This window comes from Prevotella sp. P4-98 (genome assembly GCF_002251405.1).
Lineage (GTDB): Bacteria > Bacteroidota > Bacteroidia > Bacteroidales > Bacteroidaceae > Prevotella.
In genome coordinates this window covers 94902-116593 of record NZ_NPJC01000058.1, presented here as the reverse complement: position 1 = coordinate 116593, position 21692 = coordinate 94902, and the positions used below count along the sequence as shown (strand labels likewise).

Here is a 21692-nt window from a genome sequence, read left to right as displayed (position 1 = left end):
ATGCCTAATCCTATAGATCTTAGTGCTGCGCATGATTGTTATCTTGTGCAGGGTCAAGTGCACTGGCGTTTGTTTCGGGCGCATTGGGCAACGATTTGTCTTTGGTGAGATACACACTGATAATCTTGCCGAGTCCGATGAAGAATACGAGGGCACCGATGCCGAATCCTAATTCGTCCATGATGATGCCGAGGAATATGGCCAGTCCGATGCCCAGACAGCATTGGCGTACACCGGGAGCATAGTTGGCATTGCTGTTTTTGGCAGAACGCAACAGGTCGGTGGGAATGGGTTGTCCGTTTTGCGCAGCCAGTTCTGCCAAGCGTATTTTGTCTTTTCGGCTTTGACGGATGAAATAGAAGATGAGGCCGATGATTGATATGGGGGCTAAGACAAAGAGTATGAAACAGACGGTAATGACAAATTTTGCACCGAATCCTTCATCGCCTCCATCGTAGTCGAAACTGGCAAAGGGGGCATTGCTACTATTGTTGTTGTAACTGGTGATGGTATCTGTCGCTGTTGCCGTAGTGTCGGAGTAGGCTTCAATAGCTGTTGCAGCGGAAGATGTGGTATCTACCAACTCTTGCGTACGGGGCGTGTGGCGATGCTTCTGCGCCATAGTTGGCACTGATGTGGTGAGTGTGGCGATAAATGCCAGGGTGAATAGTAACTTTCTCATAGCTGTATTCCTTTTGTTTTTGTTTATTTTCTATTGTTTTTGTTTTATTTTCGATTGTTTGACGTGATAGCTACGCAATAAGTTGCAAAGGTGCAATATTTTTTTTAATTTTGCAAGCAAATGACACAGTTACCCATAGATTTTACCGATATGGCCCGTCGTACGATGGGCGCAGAACGCTTCGATAGCTATCTTAAGGCTTTTGAAACGGATGCTCCTGTGAGTATCAGACTGAATCCGGAAAAGGCAAAAGAACTTACCGCAGATGGTGAACGGGTGCCGTGGTGTCGCAATGCCTATTATTTGCCACAACGCCCCAACTTTACTTACGATCCTTTGCTGCATGCAGGGTGCTACTATGTGCAGGAGGCAGGATCGATGTTTCTCGATACTGTCATGCAGCAATGGGTGCCTGACGCACCCGTAGTGATGATAGATTTCTGTGCTGCTCCTGGTGGAAAGTCGTTGTTGGCACGTACTGCACTGGCTGCAGGCAGTGTGATGTTTTCCAATGAACCGATGCGCAATCGCGCCAATATCTTAGCTGAGAATGTGGAGAAATGGGGATATGCTGACCATTTCGTGACCAACAATTTTCCACGCGACTACCGTCGGGCGAAGATGATAGCAGATGTGGTATTGTGTGATGTGCCCTGTTCTGGCGAAGGCATGTTTCGTAAGGATGAGGCCACCATACGCGAATGGAGTATGCAGAATGTTGAGAAGTGTGCCCGTTTGCAACGTGAAATAGTTGCAGATGCTTGGAGTTGTCTGGCAGATGGTGGACTGTTTATATATAGTACCTGTACATTTAATACTCATGAAGATGAGGAGAATATACAATGGATGTTGGATGAACTGGGAGCTGAGGTGCTACCCGTAAAGGTGGATGCTGCATGGAATATCACCGGTTCGCTACTTGATGGATTCTCACAGCCTGTATATCGCTTCATTCCCGGAATCAGCAAAGGCGAAGGACTGTTCCTTTGTGTGTTGCGTAAGGGCGGGGCATGGCAACAAGGACACTCGTTGAAGTCTTTGCGCAAGTCGCAACAGAATCTCAATATCATCTATTGCCCCAAAGCACAACCTGATATGGTAAAGGTGGAGGTGAACTATCAACAGGCTATGGCTTATCTGCGCCACGAGGCCATTACCCTCGGTGCAGATGTACCACGCGGTATGGTTGGTATCTGCTTTGAGGGACATCTGCTCGGACTCGCCAAAAATATAGGTAATCGTGCCAACAATCTATATCCTAAAGAATGGAAAATAAGAACAACCTACATACCTAACGAATATGAAACAATACTTAGACATACTTGACCGCATACTGCGCGAAGGAACCCAAAAAGGAGACCGCACAGGAACGGGTACTATCAGCATCTTTGGAACACAATCGCGCTATAATCTGGAGGATGGATTCCCACTGCTGACAACAAAAAAACTACATCTGAAGAGTATCATCTACGAACTGCTTTGGTTTCTTAAAGGGGACACCAATGTGAAATATCTACAAGATAATGGTGTGCGCATTTGGAACGAGTGGGCTGACGAAAACGGTGAACTCGGACCTGTTTATGGACATCAGTGGCGCTCATGGCCCGATTATAATGGTGGAGTGATTGACCAAATCAGTCAAGTGGTAGATCAACTCAAACACAATCCGGATTCTCGTAGAATGATAGTATCGGCATGGAATGTGGCGGAAGTTAATGAGATGGCATTGCCTCCTTGTCATACGATATTCCAATTTTATGTGGCAGATGGTCGTTTGTCACTTCAATTATATCAGCGTTCGGCAGATACTTTCCTCGGTGTACCTTTCAATATCGCATCGTATGCCCTGCTGTTGCAGATGATGGCACAGGTGACAGGACTCAAACCTGGTGATTTCATCCATACCACAGGTGATACACATCTATATCTTAATCATTTGGATCAGGCGCGTTTGCAACTGACACGTACACCGCGCCCATTGCCTGTGATGAAGATAAACCCTGATGTGAAGAGTATATTCGATTTCCAGTATGAGGATTTTCAACTGGAAGGCTACGATCCATATCCACATATTAAAGCGGAGGTTAGCGTATGACATTGCATATTATAGCTGCTGTGGCGCGTAATCGGGCCATAGGTCTTGAAAACAAATTGCTCTATTGGTTGCCCAATGACTTGAAACGTTTTAAGGCATTGACAACAGGACATACCATTATCATGGGACGTAACACATTCCTTAGTTTGCCGAAAGGGGCACTGCCTAATCGCCGCAATGTTGTGTTGAGTCGTACGGTTAAGGAGATTCCTGGTTGTGATGTTTATGCAACGCTTGATGAGGCACTGGCCAGTTGTCAACCAGATGAACAGGTTTATATTATTGGAGGTGCAAGTGTTTATGAGCAGGCACTTGACAAAGCTGACCGGTTGTGTCTGACAGAGATTGATGACACGCCACAACAAGCCGATGCCTTCTTTCCTGACTATAGTGATTGGAAAGTAGAAACGAAAGAAGCGCACGCAAAGGATGATAAACATGCCTTTGCGTACGCTTTTGTGGATTATGTTCGGTCGTAATCCGAGTTTATTGATATATCGTTCCGATAGACCGAATGTATCGGCTACTATCGGAATGATTTGTTTTTAATCTTGCTCCTCGGTGAAATCAACTACAGGAAGTTGTCTGTCAAAGACTGTGTTGAAAGAAATCAGAGTTTCTGATGAGGCCAATCCCAACGGCTGCAGTTTGTCATGGATGATGTTGAGCAGATGATGGTTGTTCTTGGCGTAAATCTTGATGAACATATCAAAATTACCCGTGGTGTAGTGACATTCTGTTACTTCTGGAATCTTCTGAAGTTCGACCATTACATCGTCAAATTTCTCAGGATTTCTCAGGTTGAGTCCGATATAGGCGCAAGTTTCATATCCTATCTTTTCTGGATTGATGATAAACTGTGAACCTTTGAGTACCCCCATGCTGGTGAGCTTCTGAATGCGCTGGTGAATGGCAGCGCCACTCACATCACAGGCTCGGGCCACTTCAAGGAATGGTACACGTGCGTCTTCTGCGATCATTCGCAATATCTGTTTATCCAAATTGTCGAGTTTTTGTATTGCCATTTTTCTACTTTTTACTATTTGTATGCAAAGTTATGAAAAAATAGCGACAGTTGCAATAATTTATAGTATTTTTGTGCGTTTTTCCTTTAGATTATTACTCATTGCCTGTTTCGTCGGTGCGACTTGTGGCTGCATAGTTGATTCTGAGTGCACCAGCTTGGCGCAATGCTTGCTTAACATCGCTGATAAGTCCCATGTCGGTTTGGCTATCTGCAAGAATACTGACCACCATGTGTTGGCGGTCCTCTGACGACATGTGGTCGCGCTCTGTGGCAATGGCTTTCGGCAGTTGATCTATGGTTACACTCTTGCTATTAACCTGTATGCGGGTCTCATTATTGTTGCTGTTTCCTTGACTATCGGTGGGATGGCCGATATATACGTGGATGACACTGCCTCGATGCTCAGTTTTTTCCAGTTCGGTGCCTTGAGGCACAGTGAAGCGAACTCTGATATTGTCCTCACGCATGTGGGTGACTATCATGAAAAAGAACAATACGGTGAAAACCAAATCGGGCATGGATGCAAGGTTGAGACCTGGCATCTCGCGTTTATGACGGCGGAAACGACTCATGGGCGACCTCCTTTCTCTGTTGCTGACGTTGCTTTTGGTGAAGTAGGTATCGTGATATTATCGGTTACTGCTTCACTGATGCGCAGGGGATAACGCTGGGTGATGATATTACGCTGTTGGTCGTTGCACTGAGTGAAATGTATACCGAATTGCTTTTGTGCCATTGTTTCACGTAAGGTATGGAATGCTGCCACAATGGTGTTCTGCATGTTGAAATAGGCATCGTATGATGTGCGACGATCTGTGGTTACCTCTATCATGAAACGTTGGCTCTGTCTGCTTGCCAAAAAGGATTCTACTTCGTGTTGCAGTTGTTCGTCAGCTACTGTTTGTCCGTCAATCCACAGTGCATCGTTTGCATCAAGATGAATTTGGAGTACATTACTGCGATTGATGTCGGTGGTGGCTGATTGCTCTGACTTAGTTGGTGGCAGTTGGCGCGAGAGACCTTTGTCGCTGTTCATCGATGATGTCATGAGAAAGAACACCAGCAACATGAAAGAAATATCGGCGGTGGACGTGGTGTTCAGTGGTGGAACTTCATGGTGATGACGACGGATGAACATAGACGGCAAATTATTTTTTCTGATGGATACGACGGTTTATGCCAGACAGACCATAGGCAACGAAACATGCTGCCACAACCATCATGATCAAGGATACTGTGATGAGACCATCGGTGGTCTTTAGCCAAAAACGGTCTGTGTAGCTAATGCCGTTGATGATTATGGGAGTAGAAGATCCAGCAAGACAGGCAATGGTCAGAAAGAGCAGGGTGGTGATAGCAACTCCATAAGCAATTTTTCGGCTGGGTACTCGGTTGCTTTCAGCAATGCTATCTGTGCGGTTGCGCAACGAGCGCACTACTGACAATACCATGACTATTGCCACGATGATTATTGTGGCATAAATGAACCACAATATGACTTCTGCCAGTAGGTAATCACCAATATTAGTCATGCTGCTGCTTGTATTTAGATAAAGCATCTATCAAGCTGATGGCACTTTCCTCCATCTGCGAAGTGAGATGTTCTATCTTGGAGAGTATATAGTTGTAGAAGAATTGCAGAATGAGTGCTACTATAATACCGAAGATGGTGGTGATAAGTGCCACTTTCATGCCTTCTGCAACAATGGTTGGACTGATGTCGCCTGCCGTTTGGATGCGGTCGAATGCTATTACCATGCCTATTACGGTTCCGAGAAATCCCAAAGACGGTGCGGCGGCGATAAAGAACTTAATCCACGAACACCCCTTTTCCATATTGCTAATCTGTACAGAACCGTAATTGGTGAGCTGACGGTCTATCTGGTCGAGTGGTTCTTTCTGATGGAGTAATCCTTGATAGCAGATGCTTGCCACAGGACCACGTGTCTCGCGACAGAGAGTCTTGGCACCTTCTACATCATTGGCTGTTAACCGCTCGTCAATGTCTTTCAATAGCTTTTTCGCATTGATTTCTGATAGGGTGAGGTAGAGTATGCGCTCGATGCAGAAAGCCAGTCCTGCAATGAGCGCTAATGCTACGAGAGACATGAAACCTGCTGAGCCCTCAATAAATTTCTGTTTTAGCATCTTGTGGAGACCACCACCTCCTTGAGCGGTAGGGTCCATAGCGTTTAAGTCGGCATCGATGACAGCCATTGCAGAATCGTTATCGATGGTGTCGCTCACGGTAGTGGCAACAGAATCGTTGTGGGTAGTATGCTGGGCAAATGCCTGTTGCATGACGAAAGTGAAGGCAAATACAGCCAGCACTATCGTCCATTTACGTCTTATGTTACGTTGATACATCTTTCTTGTTTCTCTTTTTCGGCGACAAAGTTACAATTAACTAGTCGGAAAACAAAAGAAATCCCGATTTTTCTTCTGACTATATACTTGAATTTAATAGATTGACGATACAGAGTTCAAAGAAATGCTAAAATTGTTCTTTTTTTCCGTAATATTATTAAAAATAAACGGATTGCATTGTGGATAGGCCGATTTTCCTTTGTCGTTTCGTAGAAAATCCTTAATTTTGCATGTCATACAGAAGAATTTTATCATTTAAATAGCATAACATGAACAAGAAAGTTGTAAATACTGTGGTGGTCATCGTCATCTTATTGCTTATCGGTGGCGTGGCATATCTCGCCATCAGTTTGAATCAAGAGAAACAAGCCAACAAGGATATGCAGGAATTGGCGGCTCTCGACAAAAAGGAAATGGAAAACGAATATCAGCAGTTCGCCGACCAATATAATGAAATGAAAACGCGTATCAATAATGACTCTATCGTAGAACAATTGACTCGCGAACAGGAACGCACCCAACAACTTCTTGCTGAACTGAAGAAGACAAAATCTGATGATGCCGCAGAGATTACACGCTTGAAAAAGGAACTCGCGCAGGTGCGTAGCATTTTGCGTAGCTATGTGCTACAGATTGACTCACTCAACCAACTCAATGCAGAGCTGATGAATGAAAATAATCGCGTGCGTGGAGAACTTGCACAGTCTAATCAGCAGAATATGGCATTGGCTTCTGATAATATGTCGCTCTCTGAAAAGGTTGCCGTTGCTGCCCAACTGAATGCAGCTAATATAGATATTGTGATGCTTTATAAGAAAGCATTTTCATCAAGTTCTCGGGATCGTGTTAAACATCCTCATAAAATTGGTGGATCTACCCAAATGAAGGTGCGTTTTGTCTTGACACGCAATGTGACCGCTCAGAATGGCATGCGTACTATTTATGTCAGAGTACTGACACCTGCGGGTAATGTATTGGGAGCTGGTGAACGCTGCAACTTTGAAGGACAGCAGATTGCATGCACTGCAAGAAAAGATGTGGAATATACTGGTGAAGAAAAGCTTATAGAAGTATATGCTCCGAAAACTACACTCACACCTGGTTCTTATCGTGTGCAGGTTATTGCTGATGGACATGAGATTGGTACACGTACCATCGAACTTGAGAAATAATAGCAGATAGACCTTTTTATATTATTTATGAAACGTATTACAGGATATCTATTAGCTACTTGCGTGGCTTTGCCTGTCGGAGCACAAACGACGCTCACCTTAGACAGTTGCAGAGCTTTGGCACTCAGCAACAATAAACAGTTGGCTGTGGCACATGTCAAACAAGACATAGCTGCCAATATGCGCAAGTCTGCCCGTACGAAATATCTGCCACGTGTCAGTGCCTTGGCAGGTTATGAATACACAAGCCGCGAAATATCACTTCTCAGTGATGATCAGAAGAAAACTCTTGGTAATATGGGTACCAATGCGACAGCAGGAATTGGCGGAAAGGCTAACGAGTTGTTGCAGGCTGTACCACAAGGTGTATGGCAACAACTTGGACAGTTGGGATTCACTCCTGAGGGAATCCAACAACAACTTACTGCAGGTATAGGAAGTTTGGCAGGATCGCTCAACCAAGTGGGCGCTGGTATTGTAGATGCTTTCCATACCGATACTCGGAGCATGTGGGCTGGAGCCATCATGGTGACACAACCTGTTTATATGGGTGGTGCTATTACCGCTATGAACCGTATGGCTGATATTGGTGAGCAGTTGGCTGCCAATAGTGCGCATGCTCAACGACAACTCACACTCTATAGCATTGATCAAGCCTACTGGCAGGTTGTTTCGCTCCGCCATAAGCAGAAATTGGCCCAGAGCTATCTCGACCTCGTCAAAAAGCTTGATGGTGATGTACAGAAGATGATAGAAGAAGGTGTGGCTACTCGCTCCGAAGGACTTAGCGTTAGTGTGAAAGTCAATGAAGCAGAGATGACCCTTTCGAAAGTCAATGACGGATTGACACTGGCAAAGATGTATCTTTCCCAGTTGTGTGGACTGCCGATGAATGGAAGTGTTACACTCGCTGATGAGGAAAGTGAGAATATTGCTCAGAACACCTCTTGTGCAAAAGCCGATGTTGCTGTCGCTTTTGAACAGCGTCCGGAAATTCGCATGTTGCGCAATACCCTTGATATGACACAACAATCTGTCAAACTCCTAAAGGCTGGCAACCTGCCTCAGGTGGCTATAGTTGGTGGATATGCTGTTAGCAACCCTAATCTCTTCAATGGTTTCGAACGCAAATTTGGGGGAGTGTGGAATGTTGGTGTGTTGGTACGAGTTCCTGTATGGAATTGGGGAGATGTGACCTATAAGGTGCGTGCTGCTAAGGGCGCATCTGCTATTGCCTCGCTCGAACTCGAAGAAGTGAAAGAGAAAATCGAACTGCAGGTTAGCCAAAGTTCATTCCGACTCAATGAGGCAAGCAAGAAACTTCAACTGGCTATGGCAAGTACGCGCAAGGCGGAAGAAAACCTTCGTACTGCAAATCTCGGATTTCGTGAAGGTGTCATCCAATCCACTACAGTGATGGAGGCACAGACTGCTTGGCTTCAGGCGCAGTCTCAGAAGATTGATGCAGAGATTGATGTGCGCCTCAGTCAAACCAATATGCAGAAAGCACTTGGTACATTGGAAAATTAAGAGAGAATAAACGATACAATAAAGATAGAAAATAGGAGAAAGATATTATGTCAGCAAAATCACAACATAACAACGTACTATTAGCCATCCTGGGATTCACTACAGTTGTGGTGGTTGTGGGAATTATCGGCTTCTTCGCTTTCAGCCATGAAAAGGAAAATATCCAAGGACAGGTGGAAGTTAGTGAATACCGAGTGTCAAGCAAGGTTCCTGGACGTATTCTTGAAATTCGTGTCAAAGAGGGGGATTATGTCAAAGTGGGTGATACACTCGCTATTTTAGATGCCCCAGAAGTACGTGCCAAGATGGAACAGGCCCAGAGTGCAGAGAATGCTGCCGCCGCCCAAGAGGAAATGGCACGTAACGGGGCGCGACAGGAACAGATACAAGGTGCCTACCAAGTATGGCAACAGGCCAAGGCAGGACTTGATATTGCACAGAAGTCATATCAACGTGTGCAACGCCTTTTTGATGAAGGTGTGATGAGCGCCCAAAAGCGCGATGAAGCATTTGCCAACTATAAAGCCATGGAGGCTCAGGCTAAAGCTGCAGAGAGTCAGTATAATATGGCTCGAAATGGTGCACGTCGTGAAGAAAAACAGGCAGCACAAGCACTTGTTGGCAGAGCCAAGGGTGCTGTTCAGGAAGTTACCTATTATATTAATGAAACTGTTCAGATTGCCCAAATGGAGGGTGAGGTCAGCAATATTTATCCAAAAGTCGGCGAACTCGTTGGCACAGGATCCCCCATCATGACCATTTCTATTATGAGCGATCTATGGGGCACCTTCAACGTGCGTGAGGACCAGTTGGGTGGACTTGCTGTTGGCAAGACCTTCAATGCCTATGTACCAGCTTTCAACAAAACTATTCCTATGAAGGTTTATTATATGAAAGACCAGGGGTCCTATGCTGTATGGAAGGCAACTAAAGCCAACGGTCAGTATGACTTGAAAACCTTTGAGGTAAAGGCACGTCCCACACAGCCACTTGAAGGATTACGTCCGGGCATGTCACTTGTCATTCAGGACTAACGGAAAATAACATACTTTTTAAATGATATTTTGAAACAGCTTCGACAAATATACGGAATTGCGGTGCGTGAGTGTGGCATTATCTGCCACAACCACATCTATTGGCTCTGTATGGTGGTATTTCCTCTGCTGGTGATGTTTTTTTTCACAGCAATGCTGTATGAGGGGAAACCGCTCAAAATGCCTGTTGGAGTGGTAGATCTCGATAATTCTTCTACTACGCGTAGCATTATTCGTCGGCTCGATGCCTTCCAGACATCACATGTTGTGGCGCGTTATCCCAGTGTGGCTGAGGCACGAAAAGCAATACAGGAAAATCAAATCTATGCCTTTCTTTATATACCCGAAGGCACAACAGATGATCTGATGGCAAGCCGGCAGCCGAAGATGTCGTTCTATTATACGCAAACTTCTTTGGTGGCAGGCTCGCTGTTGTTCAGTGATCTCAAAACTATTTCCACATTGGCATCGGCTGCTGTCGGTCAGGCCACACTGCTTGCCAAGGGATTTACTGACGAACAAGCACAAACCTTTCTGCAACCCATAAAGGTCGATTTGCATCCGCTCAACAATCCGACAACAGACTATAATGTCTATCTCTCCACTATGCTTGTGCCAGGATTGATGATGCTCTTCATGTTTCTTATCACTCCATATTCTATTGGCACGGAACTCAAGTTTGGACGCTCCAAACAATGGATGGAGATGGCTGACAATAAGGCATGGGTGGCTCTCATTGGTAAATTCACACCACATGCCCTTGTATTTCTGATACTCACCATGACTTATGCCTACTATGTCTATGGCATACTTGGTTTCCCACATCCGGGTGGAACACTGCGCATTATCATGCTCACACTGTTGCAAGTATTTTCTTCTTTAGGTTTCGGTATCTTTATGTTCGGCCTTGTGCCATCTCTGCGTATGTCGATGAGTACCTGTTCGCTGTGGGCAGTGCTAAGTTTCTCAATGGTAGGATCTGCATTTCCTGCCATGGCTATGGATGGTGCTTTGCAGTCGCTGGCATGGCTCTTTCCATTGCGCCATTATTTTATGATTTATCAGACATGTATCTTCAACGACTATCCGTTGGCAGATGCATGGTCGCATATTGCAGCTCTCGTTGCTTTCGCCTTGTTGCCCATATTGGTGGCACCAAAGATTCGCAATGCCATGTTGAACTATGTCTATATTCCCTGACGTGCTATGATGAAAAAACTATTCAAAACCATAATCAGTGGTATATACGACGCTTGTCTCATATGGAAGGATGAGATGCGCCAGACCTTTAAAGACGAGGGTGTGCTCATTTTCTTTATCCTTGTGCCCTTAGGCTATCCGCTGCTCTATTCTTGGATCTATAACAATGAGGTAGTACGTGAAGTGCCTGTTGTAGTTGTAGATGATTCACATTCTTCTGCCAGCCGTCAATTTATACGTTCCTGCAATGCTACACCGGATGTAAAGGTGGTGTGCTATGCCTCAAATATGGATGAGGCCAAGAATCTTGTGGGGCGACAAGTTGCACGTGCCATCTATCATATACCTGCAGATTTCCAGTCGCGTTTGAATCGCATGGAACAGACAGCCGTGGCTGTATTCTGCGATATGAGTACAATGTTGACCTATAAGGCTGCATATATGACAGCTATCAGTGTGACCCAACAGATGAATGGTGAAATTCAAGTCAGATTGTCGGGTAAATATACCCAACGGGAAGAAGAAATACTGACCCAACCGCTTGACTATGATGCCCAACCGATTTATAATCCATCGGGAGGTTATGGATCCTTTATATTACCAGCAGTGCTGATCCTCATACTACAGCAGACATTGGCATTGGGTATTGGCTTGTCTGCCGGTTCTGCACGCGAAACAAACCGTTTTGAAGACTTAGTACCTATACAGAAACACTATCATGGTACTTTCCGTATTGTTATGGGCAAAGGATTGGCTTATTTCATGATTTATGCCATTATGGGCACATACCTCACCGTTGTAGTGCCGAGAATATTTGATTTCCCATGTTTGGCCCATTGGCAGGATCTTCTTGCCATGCTGATACCCTATATTTTAGCATGTATTTTCTTTGGCATCACCATATCATGCATAGTGCGTTATCGTGAGAATGTTATGCTCTTGGTGGTATTTGCCAGTGTTCCCCTTCTGTTCCTCAGTGGAGTTTCGTGGCCTCAGTCTAATATTCCTGGCTTTTTGCAGGGTATTTCATGGATATTCCCCTCTACCTTTGGCATTCGTGCCTATGTTCGCATGAACTCAATGGGGGCTACCCTCAGCGATGTATTGACCGAATACCGTGTGCTGTGGCTGCAAGTACTGGTATATTTTGTGTTGGCATGCCTTGTCTATCGCTATCAGATACTCTTGATGCGTCGCCATATCTTTGACAGACTACAAGATATGAGGAAGAGAAAAATGGAAAATAGCTGATTTGGGATAAAAGGATAATCATAGTGTGGTATCCGATTAACGAATCAAATGTCCTGCATATATGATCTACCAAATACTGCATCCGTTGATCAACGGATGCAGTATTTCCATATATTATGGGTTACTTGCAAAAGCGTGTGGATAGCATAGCACAATAAAAGCAAGCAGGTGTACGTTTATAGAGTAAACGTTAGCACAAAATGGAACAGTATAGACTCTTAGCGGAATGCCTGTTGCCAGCCCGCATGCTTGACTGGTTTGACTTGAAGACTGAACGTGTCGAGCAGAAAGGTGACACACAGGTGATTCACCTTTATCTCGATGAGAACGAGCAGAAAGCTGACGACGGAGAAGACCTGCGCCCCAATGGATTTACACGCGAAAGTGTGTTTCACGACTTTCCGATTAGAGGTCAGGAAGTACTGCTTCACGTGCGCCGTCTCAGATGGCTTGATGCAGATGGTCACAACGTGATGACCGAATGCAATCTCATTCAGGAGTCCACCCGCTGCTCAACCGAGTTGGCGGATTTTTTAAAAGAAGCGTTTGGAGACGCACCCTATAACGGCCCGTTCGTTTGAGGATGACTATCACATAGACGGTGATGAGTATGGCAGAGCCTACAAGGACCACCTAAGCGGCTATCGTGAATGGTCTGAACTAGGCCATGCTGACGAGTGGCTCATCTTCCCAGAGAACATAAGTCCTCACGTCAGCATAGATGAGACATGCTTGTCCACGGGAGAGGTATACACAATAGCCTCTAACAAGGATGCACATGGTCGCAAGGGATGCCTTATTGCTGTAGTCAAGGTCACTAAGGCAAAGGATGTCATAAAGGCATTGATGAAGATACCAGAAGCGTTGAGAATGAGCGTGGAATAGGTTACTCTCGACTTCTCTGAGAGTCTGCACAACATAGTAGAGACATGCTTTGCGAAGGCAATGCGTACGCTCGACCTGTTCCATCATCAGCAGTTTTGTCTTGAAGCCTTGCAAGAGTTACGCAGAGAGTATAGGCGTGAGCAGATGACACTTGATGCCCATGCTAGGGAAGAGCACCGTCTGATGATGCGCCAGCTGCAGGAGAACGATAGTCCATTTGTGGATGAGGAGGGCAATGCCATAAGGCGCAATGCAAGGTTCTATCCCGAAAGACTTGATCCCCATCATCTTCCACGTTAATGTGGGGTATGATGGGGAGATTGTTATAGATTTAGCTGTATCTAATGATAGATTACGTCGGTATAAGTGTGTAGATTATGATTTTTTGACACCAACGATTTCGGTTTTGGGTAGTTCCTTGTTGCGGCGGTTCACTACAGTTACAACAGCCTGTGCTAGATTGATGAATGCAATGCCTGTTGCGCTGTCACTATTGAGAGCTGCCGGAGTGCCTTGGTCGCCACTGTCGCAGATGCCTTGTACAAGGGGTATCTGTGCCAAGAGCGGAACCTGCATCTCTTCTGCCAACTGTTTGCAACCTTCTTTACCGAAAATATAATATCGGTTAGTGGGCAATTCTGCAGGAGTAAACCATGCCATGTTCTCTACCAGACCAAGAATGGGGACATTGACTTTCTCGTTGCGATACATGTCGATTCCCTTACGAGCATCTGCTAAAGCTACCTGCTGGGGGGTCGAAACGATTACAGCACCAGTGATAGCGAGTGTCTGCAATAGAGTAAGATGGATATCGCTTGTACCCGGTGGGGTATCGAGAATGAGATAGTCGAGCTCTCCCCAATCGGCATCGGCAATAAGTTGCTTCAGGGCATTGCTTGCCATGCCACCACGCCACAATGTGGCTGTTTCGGGTGAAACAAAGAATCCGATAGACAGAAGTTTTACACCGTAGGCTTCAATAGGTTCAATGAGGTCGCGACCATCCACATTTACTGCATATGGACGTGCATCCTCTACATTAAACATCTTTGGCATAGAAGGTCCGAAAATATCTGCATCGAGCAGACCTACCTTATAGCCCAGACGTGCCAAGGCGATAGCGAGGTTTGCTGAAACAGTACTTTTACCCACACCGCCTTTACCGCTACTTACTGCTACCACATTCTTAACTTGTGGTAATAGTTTGCCAACCTCAGGACGTGGCTTTGATTTGAATTCGGTGGTAATCTCTACCACAACGTCTTTGCCACAATGGTATTTAATGGCTGCCTCGGCTGCCTTGACAGTTGATTTAAGAAATGGGTCGGTGTCACGTGGAAATTCAAGCACTACATGAACGCGCCAGGGTTCATTGTCTGCAGACGGTGCGGCAACGGCAGGTTGATCGGCCACCATACCGCTTTCAATAAGGTTTTTCTTGGTGCCTGCATACGTCACAGTCTGCAGTGCATCCATAATCATTTGGGGATATAGTGTCATTTTAATTGTTTGTAATATATAAAAAAGCTGATGGTAACACTGCTATATCGGTATGTCATCACCGTGAAAATTAGAAGTTTACTCCAAAGTTGACAAAGAGGCTACGGGTGTGAGCTGCCTCAAAATCATCGTGGCGCACATTGGCAATACCCAAATCGAAACCGACTTCAGCATAGATCATGTTGTATTCGGCACCGCAACCTAAGCGGAGACCACCATCGAAACGTTGGAAACGGTCGCTGTCGAATGCACTTGATGTTGTGCGGTCTGCATAGTTTTTTATCTTTCCGCCCACACCGAGTGCGATATAACCACCTAAGAAAGGTTGGAGGAAGAAGTCATCGTCAGCATTGATGTTGTATTTTACTACACAGGGAATTTCTATATAACGCAGACGATAGGTTTTTTTGATTCCATCTGACAGACTCTTACCACCCTTTTCTGCATAGTAAGCGCCGGCTTCGAGCCATATTGGAGTATTGTTGGCGAGCTGCAAACCATAGACGGCACCAATGTTTAAACCGGTGCGTGCGTCAAGGTCAAAGGGTGCATCGTCACAACTCGTGCTGGCTGAGTTCAGTCCCAAACGAATACCGTAGTAACTCTCGGTGTCGTTGTGGTTGTAGCGGCTACGGCTGCGATTGGATTGGTACTGTGCAAATGTCGGCATAGCCATGACGGTAGCCAACAATATTAGGATAAATTTTCTCATAGTCGTTGTTGTTTTTGTCTGTTATGTGATGCAAAGATACATATATTTATTGGATTACGGAGGGGGAAAGTCCTAAAAAGCTTAGGTATTTTCCTAATATATCCTAAAGAGGACAATTATTCCGCACGAAAGCGTGACAATCCGTTGTCGAGCCAATCGGTGTATTGTTTCACATCTTCGTTATAGGAGCGACTTGGAGCAAGTGCATGACCGTCGGGGGTCAGCAAAACATAGAACGGCTGGGTATTGGCGCCGAACTTGCTTGCTTGTAGGAAACTCCATTTGTCGCCTACAGTACGTAATGTACGCATGCGTTTGCCGTCGTTCACTTCAATGGGTCGTGCCAATGGTGTCTTGTCGTCAACATACAGCGAGATGAGAATGTAGTCGTCTGTTAATCGTTTTGCTACATTGGCATCGCTCCATACTGCCGCTTCCATCTTACGGCAGTTGACACAACCGAAACCTGTGAAGTCGATAATGACAGGCTTACCTTGTGCCCGTGCTGCTTCCATTCCTTGTTCGTAGTCCTTATAAACAGCTTCAACGGTTTTGCCTGATTGCATATTGAAGTCTTGTGTGAACATGGGTGGCGCAAAGGCGCTAATGGCTTTCAGTGGAGCTCCCCACAATCCAGGTATCATATAGATGGTGAAGGCAAAACTGATCAGACCAAGGAAGAATTGTGGGATGGGAGTTCCTTCTGACTTGTCGGCAGGGCCATGACCGGAAAAATGGAGCCATCCCATAAGATAAGCACCAAGCAGAGCGAAGAGGGCAATCCATATTGATAGGAATACCTCACGGTCGAGCAAGCGCCAACCGTATGCCAGATCGGCTACACTGAGAAACTTCATAGCAAATGCCAATTCGATGAATCCCAATACAACCTTAATGGTGGTCATCCATCCGCCTGACTTAGGTACTGATTTAAGCAATGAGGGGAATAGGGCGAACACACCAAAGGGAATGGCGAGTCCGATGCTAAATCCCAACATACCGAGCGTGGGACCAAGTATATTGCCTTGGGTAGAAACAGCTACCAATAGGAAACCTATGATAGGACCAGTGCAAGAAAATGATACCAGTACCAGGGTGAATGCCATCAGGAAGATGGAGAGATGCGCTGTGAAGAATGATTTGCGCATGGAAAGTTGGTCGGCTTTTTCGTCAATCTTGGTGGACCATGACGAGGGCAAGGTCAATTCGAAAGCGCCAAAGAAAGATGCTGCAAAGACGATGAGCAATAGGGCGAAGAAGATATTGAACCATGCATTGGTGCTTAAGGCATTGAGGGCATTAGCACCGAAGAGGGCGGTGACGAGCAGTCCCAATGCTACATAGATGATGATGATGCTCAGTGCATAAGTCAATGCTTCGCGGATGGCTTTCGTACGTTCTTTATTGCGTTTGAGGAAGAAGGACACTGTCATTGGGATGATGGGCCATACACAAGGTGTAAGTAGTGCGAGGAACCCTCCAAGCAGTCCTGCTAGGAAGATGTATAGCAGTGAATCATCGGGAGTGGTATTGTCGAACGATTGTAATTCTTGGGTGATAGGAGTCCAAAGGGCATTGCCTGCTACTGCTGCAGTGTCTGTTGCTGCGGATGTATTAGCAGTACTGTCAATGGCTATACTGTCGTCCTTAGCTGTGCTTTGATCGCTCAGCGTACTGGCATTGTCAATGGACTTTTGTGTCTGTTCTTCTTTATTCGCGTTGTCAACGATTGTGGCTTTACCACTTGTCTTGAAGTTTGCACTTGACGGCGGCATACACATTTCATCGTTGCATGCTCCGTATTCAAGATAACAGTCGATGCTGTAGTTGGCTTGGGTGAAGCGAATCTTCTGCACAAAGGTGGCGGTATGTTCGAAATAGCGAACCTGTTGGTCAAAGAGGTGATCAAACTTGCTAAGTTCCTTACCCTTTGCCTTAAGTTTTCCTACAAGTGTGGCTCCCTGAATTTTTACAGTATTGAAAGTAGCGGAGATAGGACCTCCATTGCCGAGATTAGTGGAATACACATGCCATCCGTTGTCAATCTTGAGGGTAAAGATGATATCGGCTTCTTGGTTGCCGGTTTCTTTCAATTGTGTGTAAACGTGTACAGGATCGGCCAGTTGGGCTTGTGCAGACACAAGGCAGATCATACCTATAATAATAAGGAAAAGTCTTTTCATAGTTATGTCATTTCAAAGTAAGTTCTACTGGACAATGGTCTGAACCATATATTTCGGTGTGGATGGCAGCGCCTTTCACATCTTCCATCAGTCGTTTGCTGACAAGGAAATAATCAATACGCCATCCTGCGTTCTTTTGGCGAGCTTGGAAACGATACGACCACCATGAATAGGTGGAATCGTCGGGATGTAGTGTACGGAATGTATCTGTAAAGCCTGATTCAAGGAGCGTTGTCATCTTCTCGCGTTCCTCATCGGTAAAACCAGCATTGCGACGGTTAGTCTTGGGATTTTTGAGATCAATCTCTTCGTGTGCCACATTAAGGTCACCGCAGAGGATGACGGGCTTCCGACTATCCAGTTCTAATAGATACTGCCGAAAGTCATCCTCCCATCTCATGCGGTAGTCCAATCGGCGGAGTCCGTCTTGTGAATTTGGAGTGTAGCATGTCACTACAAAATAGCGGTCCATCTCCAAGGTGATAACACGTCCTTCATGATCGTGTTCATCAATGCCGATACCATAACTTACGACAATGGGTTGATGGCGAGTGAAGATGGCAGTACCAGAATATCCCTTCTTGTCGGCATAGTTCCAGTATGACTGGTATCCGTCATACTGCAAATCGAGTTGGCCTGCTTGCATTTTTGTCTCTTGTAAACAGAAGAAATCTGCATCCAACTGTTTGAAAACATCGCTGAAGCCCTTGCCCTCGCAAGCCCTCAGACCATTGACATTCCATGAAATAAGTTTCATAAGCATTTTGTAAACAAGACGGACTTCTCGTTGTGAGAAGTCCGCCATGTAGTTATTTGATAGGTGAGTCTATCGGTTAGAATTTTGCCATCTTGATGGCTACTACTGCACATTCGTCACCTTTGTTGCCCAATCGTCCGCCTGCTCGATCCTTGGCCTGCTGTAGGTCATTGGTGGTGAGCAGTCCGTAAATGACGGGAATGTTGTTGGTGGCGTTAAGGCGTGCAATGCCTTGGGTCACACCTTGGCAGATATAATCAAAATGTGGTGTCTCACCACGTATTACACTACCGAGGATGATGATGGCATCATAGCCGTCGTTGAGAGTCATCTGGTGTGCACCGTAGATGAGTTCGAACGAACCGGGAACGGTTTTTACATGGATGTTTTCGGGCAATGCTCCGTGTTTCTCCAGTGTGCTAACACATCCCTGCAACAGTGCTCCTGTTATTTCTGGATTCCACTCGGCTACAACAATGCCGAATATCATGTTCGATGCGTCAGGGACTGCATCAAAATCGTAGTCGCTCAGGTTATGAAGTGCTGTTGCCATCTTTTTTTATTTAGCAGAAGCACGTTCGATATAAGCGTCGATGTTCTGGTACTGCATTGACTGGAAATACTTCTTCTTGATCTCTTGGTAGAGTTTCAAAGCCTCGTCTTTCTTGCCCTGGCTCTCCAGAATCTCACCGGCCTGAATGAGGAAGGTGGGAGAGAGTGAGTTGTTGTCAGCCATCTTGGCAGCCTTCTTCAAGTGGTCAACGGCCTTGTCATACTGCTTGAGGTTTGCATAAGCATTGCCTAGAGCGCCTTCAGCAGCGGGACTGATCATTTGGTCACCCTTGGTGCTGAAATTTTCGAGGGCATCGGCAGCTTCCTGCCATTTACCGAGGTTAGCTTGGCAGAGACCGATGTACAGCTGAGCCAAATTACCTGCCTTTGTCGAAGAATAGTCGCTGGCTACTTTTTTGAAACCCGTCAGAGCCTGTTCGAATTGTTCGTTGTTGAAGAGCTCCTGACTCTTTGCCAATTCTGTGCTGGCAGCGTCTTCACGTGGAGCAAGATAATAGTTGTTGATGAGGATGCCGCCTACGATGAGAACGACAACTGCTACTACACCGATGATGATGGCTTTCTTGTACTTATCAAAGAATGCCTCTGTCTTGTTTAACTGCTGCTCGGTCTCGACAGCAACTGTTTGGTTTTTGTTTGCCATTATTGTTGTTAGTTTTTTATTTGCGTTTCTTTATAGCTCCATAGAGCCAAGTTTTGCGTGGCAAAATTACTCATTTTATTGCAGATACTGAAATTTCTTATAGACTTTTTTCGTTTTTGACTGATAAAAGGTGTAACTTTGCACCATAAATGATACTCAGAAAACTTTCCATCATCAATTATAAGAACATTCGGGAGACTTCTATTGATCTCTCTCCGAAGATGAATTGCTTCATCGGACACAATGGCGCTGGTAAGACGAATGTGCTCGATGCGGTATATTATCTTTCTTTTTGCCGTTCACTTAATAACCCTATTGACTCGCAGGTCATCTGTCACGACGAACCTTTTTGTGTTGTTGAGGGTACGTATGATGATGAACATGAAAACGAAGAACATATTTACTGCGGTTTGAAACGTGGTGTGAAGAAACATTTCAAACGAAATAAAAAGGAATATAAGAGACTCTCTGAACATATTGGATTGATTCCCATTGTTGTCGTTTCGCCTTCCGATACCTTGTTGATTGATGGAGGAGGGGAGGAACGACGTAAGTTGATGGATCTTGTTATTTCGCAGTATGACCGGCAGTATATGACACTATTGACAAACTACAATAATGCATTACAGCAACGCAACATATTGTTGAAACAGGAAAATCCAGGGCCGGATGCGACGTTATTGCAAATCTGGGAGGAACAGATGGCTGAAGCAGGAGAAGAGATTTATCGCCGACGGTCGGCTTTTGTGACAGAGATACAACCGCTGTTTCAACAGTTTTATACACAGATTTCCTCAGGTTGTGAAAATGTTGGATTGGAATATCTCTCACATGGACAGCGTGGTCCCTTGTTGGATGTCATCTCTCGTGATCGTGCAAAAGATCTTGCCGTGGGCTATTCTTTGCATGGTGTGCATCGTGATGATTTGATCTTTACGCTTGGAGGCAGACCCATGAAACGTGAGGGGTCGCAAGGGCAACACAAAACGTATGTCATTGCCCTAAAGCTGGCTCAGTTTGAACTGCTCAAGCGTACAGCATCTCATACAACACCCTTACTCTTGCTTGATGATATCTTTGATAAATTAGATGCAGGACGTGTGGAACAGATTGTGCGATTGGTGTCTGGGGATGCTTTCGGTCAGATATTTGTTACAGATACAAACCGCACACATTTGGATGCCATCGTTGGATCAACAGCAAGTGACTACCGTATGTTTGAAGTGGATAATGGTAATATCAAACTATTGACAGCCCATGTTTAGAAGACAGACAGAAACTTTGCATGATGTATTGCTGAAGGTGTTGCACAAACAAGGATTAGAGACTCCCATCCTTCAGAAACGCTTGGTAGAGGCTTGGCCTACGGTGGCAGGACCTGTTGTTGCGCGTTATACTACTGAAACATATATATACAACCAGACGTTGTTTGTTCGTTTGTCAAATCCTGCCTTGCGTGCAGATTTGTCGATGCAACGGCAGGTGTTGGTGCAACGATTGAATGATGCAGTAGGCGAGCGTGTGATAATTGATATTCGTTTTAGTTGACTATATTGTCATAATTGCATCCATCAGGATGTCGTGGGCATCCACTGGCACTTGGTCAAGAAGTCGATGTGGATAGCAGATTCCTATTTTATAAGTTTGTGGACAAAGTGAAAGGAATCGGTCGTAGTAGCCTTTACCGCGTCCTAACCGATGCCCTTGTTTGTCGAATGCCATTCCTGGTACTATTACGACGTCAATTTTAGCATAGTCCGTGAAAATTTCACCAGTTGGTTCCATAATGCCGAAAGCCCCGACTTCCAGTTGATTGGGGGCTGTGTAGTGGTGTATCTGCAATGTAGTGCCGCTGACTACACGAGGCAATAGGATACTTTTTCCTTCGTCAATCCATTTCTGGAAGAGTGGTTCTAAGGGCACTTCGTCGGGGAGCGCACAATAGGCCATTACAATTTGCGCATTGCGGAGAAGTTTATTACCGTCTAATGCTTGCTGTAAAGCAAATGCTTCGTCGGGTGAACCTTGTTGTCCACCGCGACGAAGCATTTTCCGTATGTCTTGTTTGGTCATCATAAGTA

The 21692-nt window shown here is 45.4% G+C and carries 24 protein-coding genes and 1 pseudogene; 12 read left to right on the top strand and 13 right to left on the bottom strand.

Annotated features, from left to right (window positions below; all coding sequences use genetic code 11):
• Positions 1 to 19: 19 nt before the first annotated feature.
• A complete protein-coding gene (locus tag CIK96_RS09005) occupies positions 20 to 682 on the bottom strand; it encodes a DUF6249 domain-containing protein (protein WP_094440399.1) in 663 nt (220 codons plus the stop codon).
• 120 nt (positions 683 to 802) lie between these two features.
• Between CIK96_RS09005 and CIK96_RS09000 the strand changes: the two genes are divergently transcribed.
• The 3 genes from CIK96_RS09000 to CIK96_RS08990 are packed head-to-tail and all read left to right on the top strand — an operon-like array spanning position 803 to position 3256.
• Positions 803 to 2008 (top strand): hypothetical protein, encoded by a 1206-nt coding sequence (locus tag CIK96_RS09000; protein WP_094440398.1) that lies wholly within the window; start codon positions 803 to 805, stop codon positions 2006 to 2008.
• On the top strand, positions 1983 to 2777 hold the full coding sequence (locus CIK96_RS08995; RefSeq protein WP_094390648.1) for a thymidylate synthase: 795 nt from the start codon (positions 1983 to 1985) through the stop codon (positions 2775 to 2777). Before CIK96_RS09000 ends, CIK96_RS08995 begins: the two co-directional genes overlap by 26 nt.
• Positions 2774 to 3256, top strand: a complete 483-nt coding sequence (locus CIK96_RS08990; RefSeq protein WP_094390647.1) for a dihydrofolate reductase — start codon at positions 2774 to 2776, stop codon at positions 3254 to 3256. Before CIK96_RS08995 ends, CIK96_RS08990 begins: the two co-directional genes overlap by 4 nt.
• 66 nt (positions 3257 to 3322) lie before the next feature.
• Here the strand turns inward: CIK96_RS08990 and CIK96_RS08985 are convergent, their stop codons facing one another.
• The 5 genes from CIK96_RS08985 to CIK96_RS08965 form a co-directional block, all read right to left on the bottom strand.
• Entirely contained in the window at positions 3323 to 3802 is a 480-nt protein-coding gene (locus CIK96_RS08985; RefSeq protein WP_094390646.1) for an Lrp/AsnC family transcriptional regulator, read from the bottom strand.
• A 94-nt stretch (positions 3803 to 3896) separates the two neighbouring features.
• Positions 3897 to 4376, bottom strand: coding sequence for a biopolymer transporter ExbD (locus CIK96_RS08980; RefSeq protein ID WP_094440397.1), 480 nt, complete (start codon positions 4374 to 4376; stop codon positions 3897 to 3899).
• Positions 4373 to 4942 carry a biopolymer transporter ExbD gene (locus CIK96_RS08975; RefSeq protein WP_094440396.1) on the bottom strand — a complete coding sequence of 190 codons (570 nt, stop codon included), beginning with the start codon at positions 4940 to 4942 and terminating at the stop codon, positions 4373 to 4375. The genes CIK96_RS08980 and CIK96_RS08975 overlap by 4 nt, the downstream gene beginning before the upstream one ends.
• Positions 4943 to 4952: 10 nt before the next feature.
• Complete coding sequence (locus tag CIK96_RS08970) at positions 4953 to 5336, bottom strand: hypothetical protein (RefSeq protein ID WP_094440395.1); 384 nt, start codon at positions 5334 to 5336, stop codon at positions 4953 to 4955.
• Positions 5329 to 6105 (bottom strand): MotA/TolQ/ExbB proton channel family protein, encoded by a 777-nt coding sequence (locus CIK96_RS08965; RefSeq protein ID WP_094390726.1) that lies wholly within the window; start codon positions 6103 to 6105, stop codon positions 5329 to 5331. The genes CIK96_RS08970 and CIK96_RS08965 overlap by 8 nt, the downstream gene beginning before the upstream one ends.
• Positions 6106 to 6440: 335 nt before the next feature.
• On the opposite strand from CIK96_RS08965, the gene CIK96_RS08960 reads away from it, so the two are divergent.
• The 7 genes and pseudogenes from CIK96_RS08960 to CIK96_RS13525 form a co-directional block, all read left to right on the top strand.
• Positions 6441 to 7343, top strand: coding sequence for a hypothetical protein (locus CIK96_RS08960; protein ID WP_094435695.1), 903 nt, complete (start codon positions 6441 to 6443; stop codon positions 7341 to 7343).
• Positions 7344 to 7370: 27 nt separating this feature from the next.
• The gene (locus tag CIK96_RS08955; protein ID WP_094390641.1) at positions 7371 to 8873 is read left to right on the top strand and encodes a TolC family protein; all 1503 of its coding nucleotides are present in this window, start codon (positions 7371 to 7373) and stop codon (positions 8871 to 8873) included.
• Positions 8874 to 8920: 47 nt separating this feature from the next.
• Positions 8921 to 9907, top strand: coding sequence for an HlyD family secretion protein (locus CIK96_RS08950; protein WP_094440394.1), 987 nt, complete (start codon positions 8921 to 8923; stop codon positions 9905 to 9907).
• Positions 9908 to 9937: 30 nt separating this feature from the next.
• Positions 9938 to 11107, top strand: coding sequence for an ABC transporter permease (locus tag CIK96_RS08945; protein ID WP_094440393.1), 1170 nt, complete (start codon positions 9938 to 9940; stop codon positions 11105 to 11107).
• 9 nt (positions 11108 to 11116) lie between these two features.
• Positions 11117 to 12358: an ABC transporter permease gene (locus CIK96_RS08940; protein WP_094390725.1), complete on the top strand. Its 1242-nt coding sequence runs from the start codon at positions 11117 to 11119 to the stop codon at positions 12356 to 12358.
• A 200-nt stretch (positions 12359 to 12558) separates the two neighbouring features.
• A complete protein-coding gene (locus tag CIK96_RS08935; protein ID WP_094440392.1) occupies positions 12559 to 12939 on the top strand; it encodes a hypothetical protein in 381 nt (126 codons plus the stop codon).
• A gap of 316 nt (positions 12940 to 13255) precedes the next feature.
• Positions 13256 to 13543 (top strand): annotated as a pseudogene (locus tag CIK96_RS13525) (transposase); the annotation flags it as partial.
• A gap of 75 nt (positions 13544 to 13618) precedes the next feature.
• Here CIK96_RS13525 and CIK96_RS08925 read toward each other — a convergent pair.
• From CIK96_RS08925 to CIK96_RS08900, 6 genes are all read right to left on the bottom strand, one after another.
• A complete protein-coding gene (locus CIK96_RS08925; protein ID WP_094390638.1) occupies positions 13619 to 14743 on the bottom strand; it encodes an Mrp/NBP35 family ATP-binding protein in 1125 nt (374 codons plus the stop codon).
• A gap of 70 nt (positions 14744 to 14813) precedes the next feature.
• Entirely contained in the window at positions 14814 to 15455 is a 642-nt protein-coding gene (locus CIK96_RS08920; protein WP_094440391.1) for an outer membrane beta-barrel protein, read from the bottom strand.
• A 116-nt stretch (positions 15456 to 15571) separates the two neighbouring features.
• Positions 15572 to 17638, bottom strand: a complete 2067-nt coding sequence (locus CIK96_RS08915) for a protein-disulfide reductase DsbD (RefSeq protein WP_094435687.1) — start codon at positions 17636 to 17638, stop codon at positions 15572 to 15574.
• A 7-nt stretch (positions 17639 to 17645) separates the two neighbouring features.
• Entirely contained in the window at positions 17646 to 18395 is a 750-nt protein-coding gene (locus CIK96_RS08910) for an exodeoxyribonuclease III (RefSeq protein WP_094390635.1), read from the bottom strand.
• A 76-nt stretch (positions 18396 to 18471) separates the two neighbouring features.
• Positions 18472 to 18948 carry a 6,7-dimethyl-8-ribityllumazine synthase gene (ribH, locus tag CIK96_RS08905; protein WP_094390634.1) on the bottom strand — a complete coding sequence of 159 codons (477 nt, stop codon included), beginning with the start codon at positions 18946 to 18948 and terminating at the stop codon, positions 18472 to 18474.
• Positions 18949 to 18954: 6 nt separating this feature from the next.
• Complete coding sequence (locus CIK96_RS08900; RefSeq protein ID WP_094390633.1) at positions 18955 to 19611, bottom strand: tol-pal system YbgF family protein; 657 nt, start codon at positions 19609 to 19611, stop codon at positions 18955 to 18957.
• Between the two features lie 149 nt (positions 19612 to 19760).
• Between CIK96_RS08900 and CIK96_RS08895 the strand changes: the two genes are divergently transcribed.
• Positions 19761 to 20876, top strand: a complete 1116-nt coding sequence (locus CIK96_RS08895; RefSeq protein WP_094435685.1) for a DNA replication/repair protein RecF — start codon at positions 19761 to 19763, stop codon at positions 20874 to 20876.
• Complete coding sequence (locus CIK96_RS08890) at positions 20869 to 21159, top strand: DciA family protein (RefSeq protein ID WP_094440390.1); 291 nt, start codon at positions 20869 to 20871, stop codon at positions 21157 to 21159. The genes CIK96_RS08895 and CIK96_RS08890 overlap by 8 nt, the downstream gene beginning before the upstream one ends.
• On the opposite strand, the gene CIK96_RS08885 is transcribed toward CIK96_RS08890, so the two are convergent.
• Positions 21160 to 21687 carry a 5-formyltetrahydrofolate cyclo-ligase gene (locus CIK96_RS08885; protein WP_094390630.1) on the bottom strand — a complete coding sequence of 176 codons (528 nt, stop codon included), beginning with the start codon at positions 21685 to 21687 and terminating at the stop codon, positions 21160 to 21162.
• Positions 21688 to 21692 lie beyond the last annotated feature (5 nt).